The sequence below is a fragment of the Halomonas sp. BM-2019 genome (assembly GCF_017584085.1).
On record NZ_CP071922.1, the window covers coordinates 1,288,478 to 1,288,763 of the forward strand.

The 286-nt window shown below is 68.2% G+C and carries 1 pseudogene; it reads right to left on the reverse strand.

Annotated elements, in window-relative coordinates:
- Positions 1–286: pseudogene (locus J5F18_RS06525) on the reverse strand (AEC family transporter); the annotation flags it as partial.

Here is a 286-nt window from a genome sequence, read left to right on the forward strand (position 1 = left end):
GCTCGCCATGATCGAGCCCACCGTGAACTGGAACAGTGTCACCGTGACCATCACCGTGACGCCGAAGGCGAAGCCGGCGCCGCCGAAGGCGTAGAGCACCACCGGCAGGCCCATGTTGCCGGTGTTGGGGTACATCATGGGGGCCAGCAGCACGCGCCAGTCGCGGCCCAGCAGGCGGGCCATGGCGGCCGTTGCCGCCGCCATGGCAATGATGACCAGGGCGGTGGCCAGCATGGTTCGCCCAACGCTGCTGATATCGATGTCGGCGCCGGAGAGCGAGGCGATG